This is a genomic window from Herbaspirillum sp. CAH-3, assembly GCF_009668275.1.
GTDB lineage: Bacteria > Pseudomonadota > Gammaproteobacteria > Burkholderiales > Burkholderiaceae_D > Herbaspirillum > Herbaspirillum aquaticum.
On the sequence record NZ_VSWE01000001.1, the window covers coordinates 424201 to 437289 of the forward strand.

Annotated in this window: 11 protein-coding genes; 10 read left to right on the top strand and 1 reads right to left on the bottom strand. The window is 55.7% G+C overall.

Features of this window, described 5'->3' with window-relative positions:
- The first annotated feature begins 39 nt into the window (after positions 1-39).
- Positions 40-540, top strand: coding sequence for a GNAT family N-acetyltransferase (locus FYB76_RS02055; protein WP_229296844.1), 501 nt, complete (start codon positions 40-42; stop codon positions 538-540).
- A gap of 218 nt (positions 541-758) precedes the next feature.
- A complete protein-coding gene (locus FYB76_RS02060; RefSeq protein ID WP_154132501.1) occupies positions 759-1838 on the top strand; it encodes a choice-of-anchor A family protein in 1080 nt (359 codons plus the stop codon).
- 74 nt (positions 1839-1912) lie between these two features.
- Here FYB76_RS02060 and FYB76_RS02065 read toward each other — a convergent pair whose 3' ends face one another.
- A complete protein-coding gene (locus tag FYB76_RS02065) occupies positions 1913-2476 on the bottom strand; it encodes a phosphatase PAP2 family protein (protein ID WP_229296846.1) in 564 nt (187 codons plus the stop codon).
- 460 nt (positions 2477-2936) lie between these two features.
- On the opposite strand from FYB76_RS02065, the gene epsL reads away from it, so the two are divergent.
- The 8 genes from epsL (at position 2937) to FYB76_RS02105 (ending at position 13069) form a co-directional block, all read left to right on the top strand.
- Positions 2937-4175: an XrtB/PEP-CTERM-associated polysaccharide biosynthesis outer membrane protein EpsL gene (epsL, locus tag FYB76_RS02070; protein ID WP_154132503.1), complete on the top strand. Its 1239-nt coding sequence runs from the start codon at positions 2937-2939 to the stop codon at positions 4173-4175.
- Positions 4176-4185: 10 nt separating this feature from the next.
- Entirely contained in the window at positions 4186-5595 is a 1410-nt protein-coding gene (locus FYB76_RS02075; protein ID WP_154132504.1) for an undecaprenyl-phosphate glucose phosphotransferase, read from the top strand.
- 86 nt (positions 5596-5681) lie between these two features.
- Entirely contained in the window at positions 5682-6629 is a 948-nt protein-coding gene (locus FYB76_RS02080; protein WP_154132505.1) for an EpsD family peptidyl-prolyl cis-trans isomerase, read from the top strand.
- A 70-nt stretch (positions 6630-6699) separates the two neighbouring features.
- Positions 6700-7491, top strand: a complete 792-nt coding sequence (epsE, locus tag FYB76_RS02085; RefSeq protein ID WP_154132506.1) for a polysaccharide export protein EpsE — start codon at positions 6700-6702, stop codon at positions 7489-7491.
- A 75-nt stretch (positions 7492-7566) separates the two neighbouring features.
- Complete coding sequence (gene epsF, locus FYB76_RS02090; RefSeq protein ID WP_154132507.1) at positions 7567-8961, top strand: chain length determinant protein EpsF; 1395 nt, start codon at positions 7567-7569, stop codon at positions 8959-8961.
- 48 nt (positions 8962-9009) lie between these two features.
- Positions 9010-9888, top strand: a complete 879-nt coding sequence (gene epsG, locus FYB76_RS02095; RefSeq protein ID WP_154132508.1) for a chain length determinant protein tyrosine kinase EpsG — start codon at positions 9010-9012, stop codon at positions 9886-9888.
- 27 nt (positions 9889-9915) lie between these two features.
- Positions 9916-11565, top strand: a complete 1650-nt coding sequence (xrtB, locus tag FYB76_RS02100) for an exosortase B (protein ID WP_154132509.1) — start codon at positions 9916-9918, stop codon at positions 11563-11565.
- 82 nt (positions 11566-11647) lie between these two features.
- A complete protein-coding gene (locus FYB76_RS02105) occupies positions 11648-13069 on the top strand; it encodes an O-antigen ligase (protein WP_154132510.1) in 1422 nt (473 codons plus the stop codon).
- Positions 13070-13089: the final 20 nt, after the last annotated feature.

Consider the following 13089-nt stretch of genomic DNA (forward strand, 5'->3'; position numbering starts at 1 on the left):
GGCCGGGGACTAATCATGATGTGTTACCAATGGCGCCCCATGCGGGCCGATGATCTGCCGCGCGTGATGGCGATTGCCGAACAAGTTCATGTCGGTTATTTCGAAGCTGAAGAGGTCTTCGCTGAGCGCCTTGCGCTGTTTGCACCCGGATGCCTCATCGCCGTGCGTGAGGCAGGGGAGGGCGAGGAAGAGGTGATCGGCTATGCCTTCCTGCATCCGGCGCGCCAAGGTTTTCCGCCCGCCCTCAATACTTTGCTGGGGCATCTGGACCCGGCGGCCGATTGCCTGCATCTGCATGATGTGGCGCTGCTGCCTGCAGCGCGCGGTTCCGGTCTCGGTCGCCGTCTTGTGGACGTGCTCGCTGAACTTTGTCAGGCCCATGGCTTGTCCAAGGCTGCCTTGGTCGCTGTTCACGCGTCCAATGGCTATTGGCAGGCGGCGGGCTTCCTGGAGAATGCCCAGGTGTCGGTGCAAGGCAGGGCATACCTGGCGAGTTATGGTGACGACGCCCTCTACATGACGAAGAATCTCACCTGGTAATCACCGCTGTTGGACAGGATGGCGATCGCGAAACATGTTGCAAAAATATCACGTAAGCGCAATTGCACTTTGGTCTTGATCAAATAACAATAGTTGCATTAAAATTAATAAAAAATTTACAACTATTTGTGTAGATTTGCGTCGGTGTAACGCCATCTTTCAGTCCGGCCTCCTAGTACGACACCAACAGGCGGCATCCGTTATAGAGGTAACGATTCATGTCGCGGTTTTCGAAGTCGGTATTGTGCAGTGTGGCGGTCCTTCCCATTTTTACCCTCGCTTTGACCGATGCGCACGCGGCGACCACGCCGCTCACTGGCGCCGAGGCGCTCAGTCAGTTCAACCTGATCACGCTGGGTAACGTCAACTCCAACTCCCACGTAGACGGTCGCGCCTGGATCGGGGGCTCGGCCAACGGCGGCGACTACGTGCAGCATGTTGGCAGCACGCCGGGTTCCGACTATGCCGGACTGACCGTCATGGGCAGCGCCAACAATGTGCACGTCAATGGATTGGGTTCGTATATTGGTGGATCGCTGACCAATTCCATCGTCAACAGCGGCTCGAGCTACATCGGCGGAGCGGTCGGCAACAGCAACCTGAATGGCGCGTCCTATGTGGCGGGTGGCAGTAGCGGGACCAACTTCAATGGTCCCCGTTTATCGACCCCGAGTGCACTGATCCAGTCCAATGCATCAGCAGCTGCTTCGACCAATTTCGGCAACACCCTGTCCACCTTGTCCAATACGCTCAAGGGCGCGGTAGCCAACAGCACGGTATCCGTCGTGGGCAACAAGGCGACGTTCAATGCCGTGGCCAACAGCAAGGGTGTAGCGGTATTCGACCTGAGCAACGCCACCAGCGCATCGGTTTTCTCGGCGGGCGAGTTTTCGTTTGCGGCCAATGGTGCCAGTACCATCATCATCAATTCCAGCGTGAGTTCCGCCGTCATCGGTGCCAACTTCCTGGGTGGTCAAGCGCAATCCCTGGGCAAGTCGATTGTCTGGAATTTCTACAACGCGACCAGCCTGACCATCAACAACCAGTTCGGTGGATCGATCCTGGCAACCCGCGCCAGCCTGACCAACAACCAGAACATCGAAGGCGGCGTCTTCGTCAACAGCTTGACCCAGAATGGTGAGCTGCACCTGCAAGCCTTTACGGGCAACCTGGCCTCCGTGGCGCCGGTACCCGAGCCGGAAGAATACCTCTTGATGGTGGCGGGCCTGGTGCTCGTCGTTGGAGCGGCTGCATTGCGTCGGCGCCGCATTGTGGCCTCAGGCATGTTGGCTGCCTGATTCCCGGGGCTGCAAGGGGGATCGTCGATGCCGTTCAGCGTGCGCTGGACGGCATTTTTCATGAGGGACGGGTGTCAGAGCGGCTCATGCCGCATGTAGACCTCGGTGCGGCCGGACAGATTCTTTGCCAGTTCCTGCAGGAAGCTTTGGGTCGGGGCGGGCTTGTCGAACCCGGTCATCATCAAGGCAACCGCCAGGCCCAATGGCAGAAGCAGATGGCGCAAGGGTGGGGCCGACTGTCGCAGCGACAGCCCGAAAGCCCAAGCAGCAGTCGCGCCGACCAGCAGGCCGAGCAGGACTTCGGATTCAGAATGGACCTTGATCATCAAGCGAGACAGGCCCACTGCGGTAACCAGCACCGCCGTCAGCGTCAGCACCACGGCACGGCGCAAGCGGCTGCTGTCTTGCGTAAGAAGCAGGGCAATCGACAGATAAAGGGCGCTGGAAGAGGCCGTGTGGCCGCTGAAGCCGGTGAAGTTGAGCATGGGCAGGGTGATGTTCCAGCCCATGAAGAGCAGCTTGCTGATGACCACGATCATCATGGCGCCGCCAAAGGCGAACAGCCAGGCAAGCATCGGCCGCCACATGCGGTTGATGCCCAGCCAGAGTGCCAGGATGCATGCGCCGGGAATGGTCATTGTGCTATCGCCTAGAAATGTGATGGTGTGCCAGTTCATTCAATGAAGTCAAAGAGGGTGGAATTCGGAAGATGTGGCGGAAAGGGATTCGCCAAGGCATCTTAGCGATTTGGGGGACGGGGAGAAAGCGCTGTGAGTCTTGTCGCAAGATAAACGTTCAGTTTTTGTTGCGTTGCGATATAAATAGTTTATGTGATTTGACGAGTGTGTTGTTGAATTACAAATTTTCCATTTGTCCTACAAGGGCATTCTCGGTTGTCTGATTGCCCCATTTTTAGCGGCGAGTATCCTTACGTGATTCTTTTCTATGTGGCAATCTTCTACACATTTTTTTGCCTAATTCAAAAAAATCATGCATGATAACTTCTAATTTTTTCTGTGTTGCAGTGCAGCAATGCGGACGCCAAACATTGCCATTGTTTTAAAAGTAGAACTAAAAAAGAAAGGGCTCTGATTCGTGATGCCACGGCAGTTTCGCAACAGCAGCAAGCGCAAGACCCGGGTGCAAGTGTGCGCTCTGATGGTGTCGATGGCTTGCCCTCTTGCATACGCGGCAGACCCCGGTCAGGTGGTTGTTCCGTATGTGCAGTACACGTATTTGCATGACGATAATTTGTTGCGCTTGAGCAGCCCGGAAGCGGCGCAGGCCGCATTGGGTACTTCGCGTCTTTCAGACAATGTGCAGAGCAAGCTCGGCGGGATTCGGATTGATCGCATGATCAGTCGCCAGCATATTGCTCTGGATGCAAGCGTCACCAAGAATACCTTCGACTTTTTCAAGCAGTTCGACAACGATTCGCGGGATTTGAAAGCAGATTGGGCCTGGGTTCTTGGAGAGCGATTTTCAGGGAACGTCGGCTATGTCTATTCGCGTTCGCTGACACCTTTCCAGAATCTTCGAGTCTTTGAGCCAAACATCCGCACGATGGACACCAAGTATGCGAGCGCTGCATGGCAACTGCACCCTGACTGGACGGTACGTGCCGTAGCGTCCGAGTTTGGTTTGTCATATGGTTTGCCAGCTCAACAGGTCAACAATTTCACGCAGAACGTGGCCGAACTTGGCCTGGACTACACTGCGCGCAGCGGCAGCATTGCCGGGCTTCAGGTACGTCGGACCACGGGGCACTATCCGTTCGATACGATCATCGGAACCAGTGCGCTGAACAATTCGTTTACTCAGGAAGATTACAAGGCCAAGATCGTCTGGCTCTACAGTGCAAAGACCAAGCTGCAATTTCTGGGTGGCCTGACGCAGCGGGAGCGCAACTCCGCGGCCAGCGGCAATGGATACCGCGGCTTCAATGCGCGTCTGGTCGCTGACTGGACTCCATCTGCAAAGACTGGCTTTAAGGCAAACCTGTGGCGTGAAATCGGGGGTGTCAATGACGTGGACGCGAATTTTTCGCTGACTACAGGGGCCAGCGTGGCCGCGGTTTATCTGCCGACGGCAAAGCTCCGGGTGGATGGCCTGGTGGATGTTGAGCGCAGAAATTATAACGGTGCGTCCATCATCACAGGCATCACTCCCTCCAATCGCCGCGACAATTATGACAAGGCCAGTGTGAGCCTGACCTATTCGCCCACAACCTCGCTGTCTCTGGTGCTCGCGGTGTACCGCGAAAAATTGGAATCAAACATCACCAGTTTCAGCTATCTCTCCAACGGCATCTCGCTGACTTCGCGCTATGAATTCTGAGGCCCCCAAAATGAGTGACCTACACGATGGCCTGCCGTTGGTCAACGTCAAGCCCAATACCATTACCATGGTATTCAAGCGCTTCGTCGAGCCAGCATTGATTGTGGCGTATCTATGGGTGCTGGTGCGAATTCACGGACATCCTTTCATCGGGGATTATTGGGTGCTGGCCATTATGGCTTTCTTCCTGTCGTCCTATTTCTTTACCGAGTTTCATCAGAGGCGCTTGCGCCGCAATCCCAAAGGTCCTTCCGCGCTTTCGCCGCTGATGGACTGGGTCGCCGTGGCGGCGGTGCTGGTGCTGGTGGCTTATATCTGCGATTTCTATCAGAACCTGTCGATGCGGGCGATCTTCTTCTGGGTCGTCAGCACCCCGATTGGCCTGATCGTCTCGCAGCATTTGCAGGCGCGAGTAATGCGCGACCTTCACACCAAAGGCGAGGTGCGCAAGGCGATCATCATTGGCGTCAATCCCGCTGCACTCAAACTTGCTGATCGCATGGAGAAATATCCCTCCTTGATGATCAAGCTGATGGGTTTCTTTGATGACCGCGAGCTCAATCGGCAGCCACCAGGGACTTACACGCCCCTTCACGGCAAGATGTCCGATGTGGCGGCCTACGTACGCGAAAACAATATCAACATGGTGTACATCAGCATGCCTATCTCTGCACAGCCGCGCGTTTTGCAGATGATTGACGAGTTGCAGGACACCACAGCTTCAATTTATTTCATTCCAGATATCTACATTTTCAACCTGATCCAGGCGCGCTTCGATTACGTCGGCGGCATGGCCGTGATGGCGATCTGCGAAACACCGTTTACCGGTACCAACAACATTGTCAAGCGCGTCAGCGATCTGGTACTGGCCTCCGGCATTCTGCTGATGCTTCTTCCGGTGATGATGGTCATCGCGATCTGCGTCAAGCTGACTTCTCCGGGTCCAATCATCTTTAAGCAACGCCGCTACGGATTGGATGGCGAGGAAATCGTGGTCTATAAATTCCGCTCCATGACAGTGATGGAGGATGGTGGCAAAGTCACCCAAGCCACCAAGGGTGATATGCGCTTGACCAAGATCGGTGGTTTCCTGCGCTCCAGTTCGCTGGACGAACTGCCGCAGTTCTTCAATGTCTTGCAAGGGCGCATGAGCATTGTAGGTCCGCGGCCCCATGCGGTGGCTCACAACGAGCTATATCGCAAGCAGATCAAAGGCTACATGCTGCGTCACAAGGTCAAGCCCGGCATCACGGGATGGGCCCAGGTCAATGGCTTGCGCGGTGAGACCGAAACACTGGACAAGATGAAGGCGCGGATTGAATTTGACTTGGAATATCTGCGCCGCTGGTCATTGATGTTTGATCTTTGGATCATCTTCCAGACCGTGCGCATGGTTATCAAGCGCGACAACGCTTACTGATGGACAAGCCCCCCACAGGGGAGAGCAAATTCGCACCGGCCCAGACGGCCGGCAACAAGTGACAGAAAAAAAGAAAGCTTGGTCAAATGAAAATCGGGAAGGCAGTACTTTCACAGCATCACAATCTCACCGGTAAGGTGATTGTCTCGGCCATGCTCATGCTGGCTCTGGCTGCTTGCGGCGAGAAAAAGGCGTCTTCCGGCTCTACTCAGGTGGTGGCCAATGTGGATGGGCAAGAGATCACGATCCACCAAGTCAACAACGAACTGGCCAAGACCGGTGGAACGCAGGTCACCAAGCAGCTGCTAGATGGGCTGGTGGCGCGGCAATTGCTTGTCAATGCCGCCAAGAAGGACAAGCTTGATACCGACCCTGCCGTATTGGCTGATATGGAGCGTTCGCGAAATCTGGTGCTGGCACAGAGCTATGTCTCCAGCAAACTCAAGGCGCCGACTCGCCCGTCGGAACAGGAAGTCGAGGACCTCTACCGGAAAAACCCGGACTGGTTCGCTCAGCGTCGACAGTATGAGTTTGCTCAGTTGATTATCGCAGGTACTAATTTGACGCCGGAGCTCAACGCATTGATGGAGCAGCCGGGAAAACGCCTGGAAGATGTCGTTGCGTGGCTTGATTCCCACCGAATTCAGTATGCGCGGCAACAGGTCCTGAAGACCTCGGCAGATCTGCCGCCACAAATGAATTCCAGTTTGAAGAACATGGAGCGCGGCGCACTGTTCGTGGTGATTGAAGGCCCGACCGCGATTCTGACTTCGTTGCAGGATGCCAAGAGTGCGCCGGTCACATTGGCGCTGGCGACCCCGCAAATTCAGCAGTACTTGGTGAGCCAGAAGCAAAACCAGGCCTCCGAGCAACTGGTGGAGCGGCTGAAGAAGGATGCCAAGATCGAGTATTCGGAGCAGGCCAAATCATTCAAGGATCTGGGAGCCACACCTGTCAGCACTGGTGAGGGCGTCAAAGACGATGAGAGCGGGAAAAACGAAGCGATTTCCCGCGGTGTGACTGGTTTCAAATAAAGAAGTCCTGATCAACCTCCGGGCGTATGACGCCTGAATCAAGAACCTGAAGTACTGCGGAGTAATGACAATGATGAGAAAAGTGGTGTTCCTGTTGGTCGGCCTGATGCTCGCCAGTTGGAGTTTGTTTGCCCAGGCCGACGATATCCTGCTGGGTGCGGGTGACGTGATTCGGGTTAAGGTCTACGGCAGTGAAGACCTGACTCTGGAGACGCGAATCAGTGAAGCAGGTGTGATCAGCTATCCCCTGGTCGGTGAGGTCAAGATCGGCGGCCTTTCTACCGCGCAGGCAGAAAGCAAAATTGCCGGCTTGTTGAAGAAGGGCGGCTATCTGGTCAATCCTCAGGTCAATATCCTGGTCACTGTGCCGCAGAGCCAGATGGTCTCCGTCCTGGGGCAGGTAAACAAGCCAGGGCGTTATCCGCTGGATGGCAAGCGCAACGTGGCAGATGTCGTTGCGTTGGCAGGAGGGGTCACGCCTGATGGCGGTGATGCGCTCACCATTGTCCGAAATGATGGCAATAACGTCACCAAGCAGCTGGTCGATATCTACGCCATCACGCACAGCGGCGACACGACTTCTCTGCCTGAGGTAAAGGGCAATGATGTGGTGTATGTCGAGCGTTCGCTGCGTTTCTACATCTACGGCGAAGTGCAACGCCCCGGTATGTACAAACTGGAGCGTGGCACAACTGTTCTTCAGGCTTTGTCGGTCGGCGGTGGTCTGACCCAGCGTGGTACCGAGCGCGGACTGACGGTCAAGCGCCGCGATCCGGAAGGCAACCTGCAAGAAATCACCGTTAAAAAGGACGATCTTCTGCAGGCTGACGATATCGTCTATGTCAAGGAAAGCTGGTTCTGAGTGCCGCTGTGCACACCTCTTCCTATGTGTTTTTCCGTTTAGTAATCGAAGACGCCAACCAGGAGGCGTAATCCCATGAACCTATCTCAATTTCTTCTGATCCTTCAGGCACACCGTAAGGTCATATTGCTCATTCTTTCGATTACGGTCGTCGTCGCGTTGGTGGTGAGCCTTGTATTGCCCAAGCAATACAAGGCGACGTCCTCCGTGGTGCTCAATTACAAGGCCTCCGATCCAGTGACCGGCTTGGTGGTTGCGCCACAAGCTCTGCCAGGATTCATGCCCACGCAAGTAGCCATCATCAACAGCCCATCGGTGGCCCTGGGCGTGGTTGACAGCTTGAAACTGGCTGATCAGCAGGAGGTCAAGGATGCCTATGCCGACGATAATCACGGTGACTTGGATATCCGCAATTGGCTGGCTGCACTGTTGCTCAAGAAAATGGATGCAGTGGCGTCCAAGGAAAGCAGCGTAATTGACATCACTTTCAAGGCGCAAGACCCGCAGTTTGCAGCCTTGGTGGCCAATGCCTTTGCCGCATCGTATCAACGCGTAAGCATGCAACTCAAGCTGGACCCCACCCGCAAGGCTTCGTCGTATTTCAATGATCAAGTCAAAGTACTGCGCGATACCTATGAGCAGGCGCAGGCCAAGTTGTCCAAGTACCAGGAAGAACACGGCATCACCAATATCGACAATCGCACCGATGTCGAGACTAATCGCCTCAATGATCTGTCCACGCAATTGGTGATGGCACAGGCCGCATTGTCCGAGGCGCAGTCGCGTCGTCGCCAAGCTTCCGCCGGGGCTGGTACGGAGTCGCCGGACGTCAACGCCAACCCTCTGGTGCAGACTTTGAAGACCAACCTGGCCGCGTCAGAGGCGCGCTTCGAGCAAGCTTCCAAGCGCTTGGGCGTGAATCATCCAGACTACCTGGCAGCCAAGGCCGAGCGAGACGGCCTGCGCTCGCAGTTGAGTGCGGCCACAGCATCCATTTCTTCTTCCGTTGGTACCAACGCGACTATCCTCGCCAAACGTGAGGCGGAAATCCGCGCCGAATTCGAAGCGCAGAAGCGCAAGGTCCTGGAAATGAATCGGACCCGTGATGAACTGGCCGTTCTCAGCCGGGAGCTGGATAGCGCTCAACGCGCCTACGAACTGACCTCGCAGCGCTTTGCCCAGACAAATCTGGAAGGCCAGTCCAACCAGTCCGATATCTCCCTGTTGTCGGCAGCGGTTCCGCCAGCACAGGCGTCTAGCCCGAAGATTTTCCTCAATCTCATCCTGGCCATCTTCGTTGGGGGGATTCTGGGCGTGGTGGCCGCGGTAGGTTTGGAGCTGGCCAACCGCCGTGTGCGATCGGAGCACGATCTGGTAGAAGAACTGGGCTTGCCCGTGCTGGGTTCGATCACCAGGCCTGTTGCCAACAAGCGCCGCCGCTTCTGGTTCGGTCGGACAAAGCCGGCCTGATCCCCGGGCCGCCACCTTGCGAATAAAAATACGATTACCGGAAATATCATGACTACAGCAACCTTGACACTCACTGAAGGCACAGCGCTGCCCAATCGCTCGATCGGTGCCATTCTGGTGGATAGCGGAAAGCTTTCGCCTGAGAACGCCGAACGCATCGTGCGTTTGCAACGCGAGCGCGGCTTGCGCTTCGGCGATGCGGCGATCCAGTTGGGATTGCTGACCCAGTCCGACATTGAGCAGGCGCTGTCACGGCAGTTTGATTATCCCTATCTGCTCAAGGGGGAAAGCAAGGTCAGCGAGAAGGTTGTCGCTGCCTACAATCCTTTCAGCAAGCAAGTAGAGGCTTTGCGTGCTCTGCGCAGCCAGTTGATCGTGCGGTGGTTTGACGTCGACGGCAAGCACAAGTCGCTGGCCATCGTTAGCCCGGAAAGCGGAGAAGGGCGCAGCTTCATTGCATCCAATCTTGCCGTGGTGTTCTCGCAGCTCGGTGAGCGGACCTTGCTGATCGATGCCGATATGCGCACACCTTGCCAGCATGAGCTCTTCGGATTGGACAATCGAAATGGTCTTTCAGGCGTGATCGCTGGCCGCTGCACGGCGGCAGATGCGGTACAACGAGTTCCTGATCTGCTGGATTTGTCGGTGCTTCCCGCCGGCCCGACACCGCCCAATCCGCAAGAACTGCTGGGGCGTCCCAATTTCACGCAGCTACTGACGGATCTGGCGCAGGAATACGACATCATTTTGGTAGATACGCCAACCGGCGGTCAGTTTGCAGACGGCAACATGATATCCGCACGCACCGGTGCCAGTCTGGTCGTAGTGCGCACCAACATGACGCATATTTCTGCTGTGCGGACACTTACTGAAAAACTTACCAGCGCTCACGTGGCAGTTGTTGGTAGTGTGATCAACGAGTTTTGATGCCCACCGGTTCCTGAAAGTGTGAAGATGACTGCGGATTCAATACGCCCGGCGATGCCTCAACGGCGTTTTTCCGGCCTTCCCTGGCTGGTCGTCGCGGCAGGCCTTGCTGCGATGTACATCCCTAGCTTCATCGATTTGTTCCACGGCGTGTGGGGTACTGAGCGCAATGCGCATGGACCCATCGTGCTGGCAGTTGCTTGTTGCTACATGTTCGTACGCGTCAGGCAGTTGCGGGATGACGGCTTGATTGAACGTAAGCCGGCGCCGCTGATGGGCAGCGTCTTTCTGCTGCTGGGCTTGCTGTGCTTTGTGCTGGGCCGATCTCAGACCGTTCTGTTCATGGAGGCGGGCTCCCTCATTCCGATCTTGATGGGGATCGTCTTGGTGCAATTTGGGAAGCGGACTTGCCGTCGACTCTGGTTCGCTTTCTTCTTCATGCTGTTTATGGTGCCGTTACCGGCCTCGGTAGTGGACCTGCTGACTCAGCCGCTGAAGATCGGCGTGTCCTATGTCTCTGAAGTGATCTTGCGTCATCTGGGTTATCCAATTGCTCGCAGTGGCGTGATTCTTTACATCGGACCGTATCAGCTGCTGGTGGCCGATGCCTGCGCAGGTTTGAATTCGCTGTTCACGCTGGAGGCGCTCGGGTTGCTGTACATGAATTTGGTGCGTCACCAATCGGTATTTCGCAACTTGCTATTGGCCGTCTTGATTGTGCCTATCTCGTTTACCGCCAACACCGTACGGGTGATGGTGCTGGCCCTCATCACTTTTTATATGGGCGACGCAGCCGGTCAGGGTTTTCTGCATGGTTTTGCCGGCATGCTGCTGTTTATGGTTGCGCTTGCCCTGATCATTGCTCTGGACGGCATATTGCGCTGGATTGCGGTGCGTTATGCCAAATGGCGTGGTGTGGCCGCTCCCGCCGCCGTGCAACGTCAGCGTGCTGCGGTAGCTTCCTCTGATGATAATGCCAAATTCAGCATGAGGCTGCCGGTGGCTGCGCTGCTTGCCTTGATGATGGTGCTTTCGGTCGGCGTGGTGCAACTGCTCATCCCGCACGAGGTTAACGTCGTGAAAAAGGGCAAGTTCAACGACATTATTCCCACCCGCTTCGGCGATTGGCATGAGGTACCTTCCCCCTTCCTGCAGGTGAATGTCAATGTGGAAGACGGGACTGATCGCAGCTCGGACCAACCCTATGATGATGTACTTGGAAGGACTTACGTCAACGGCCGCGGGCAGATGGTGATGCTGGCGCTGGCTTATGCCAGCGAACAGACCCAGGACGTCAAGATCCACTTGCCCGAGGTCTGCTATGTTGCGCAGGGCTTCAACCTCAAGGATCAGAAGCGAGTAGGTTTGCAGATGCAGGCGTCCGGTAAGACCGTCAATGGCGCGCAGTTCGTTGCTACGCACCAGAACCGGCTTGAGGCGGTGACGTATTGGGTCCGCATCGGCGATGGCTTCCCCAATGGCGGCATGGCCGCCCGGCTGAAGATCTTCGAAGATGGCATGGCGGGACGTGTTTCCGACGGCATTCTGGTCCGTGCTTCGAGCTTGCTGCAGGAGAACGACAAACAGGCGGAGGCCTTTGATTTGCAGCATCGCTTCCTTGAAGACTTGCAGACGGCAGTAAGGGCGAACAGTCCCGGTTTGCTGGTGCCAGTGTGATTGGCACTCGGACAGCCCTCTATTGCTTGCGAAGTTTCGGTATGTGCATGTTGAAGTTTGGCGCTCTGCCGAGGACAACGATATGAAAAAAATTGATCTGGATTCATCGCAGTTGCTGGTGCTAGGGGCCGCGGTGATGGTTGCCGTGGTGGTCGGCATGGCATTGCCCGTAGTGGCGGCTCTGTTGGGCGATAGTTATGCCAGGCTCGCGGCCTTGCCCGTCTTGTTCCTGCTCGGTGGCGTATTTCTCTTCAACAAGCGGCTTTTATTGTTGATGGTGCTTCTCTTGCGCGCTTCCGGCGATATCGTGCTGGAAGCTACCCGCGTCGGCGCTACCGGAGCGTCGACCGGTCTGGGTGGGGCCATCAATGCCTTGGTCATCCTGATTGCACTATTGCTCTTTATCGAGAGGCCGCGCCTGTTGCCGCGGAAGGCGGCCGTGGTTTGGTTAATACTGATTGCAGTGGAGGCCGTGGGTGTGGTGGTGACCCCGGTTCCGAGTTTCGGCGTGAAGATGGCGCTGGCGTTCTGTTCCTATTTTGCAGTTTTTGTCTGCGCATTTTATACGGTACGTACGCAAGATGACTTCCGTTTCATGGTTCGTATCATCGTCGGTTCGTCCGTGATTCCTGTGATATACGGCCTGATCAGCATTGCTCTCAAAGGGGCCGGTGGTATCAGCACTCTTCGTGTCCAAAGTACCTTCACTCATCCAAACATCTTTGCCTTCTATCTGACGCTGGTAATTTCGCTCGGGTTGTATGTATTGAAGAGCTCGACTTTCAAGCTCAGCTCTATTCAGCGTGTCAGCTTTACAGCTTATGTCGGTCTGCTGGCGGTGATGTTGTTGCTGACGCAGACGCGGAGCGCGTGGCTGGCGTGTTTTCTGTTATTCGTGTTGTATGGTGCGCTGTTCGAACGGCGCTATCTTGTCTATATCTTGGTGCTCTGTTGTTTGGCGATGCTGATCCCCAGTGTTCAACAGCGGATCATGGATCTGGATGCCGGTAACAGCATGGCCAACTACGCCAAGCTGAATTCTTTTGCCTGGCGCGTGTTGCTATGGGATTCGGCCCTGAAATGGATGTCTGCCAGTCGCTATTTCACCGGCTACGGCGTGGAAGCGTTCGGATTCTACGCGCCGCTATTTTTCCCCATGGCGGGCAATACCGAATGGAGCGCCCACAACGTGTACGTGCAGCTGTTCTTTGACGTCGGGTTGCTTGGACTGCTAGCGTATTTTGCAGTGTTCTATCAATGCTTCCGTGCGCTGCTCAAGTATTACAAACGCGATCGTCTCGCTGCCGGAATATTGATGTGCGCGCTGGTCCAATATCTGGTGGTATCGGCCTCGGACAACATGCTCGGTTATCTGGCGTTCAACTGGTATTTCTGGACGGCTATGGGAATGGGATGGTCTTTGTGCTCAAATCTGGAGCGCCAGGAGAAAGTCGGCATCCAGAAATCGATAGGGCCGGCTACTGCTCCCCTGACGCCCGCTTGATGTGACCATTTCCTCCCCCT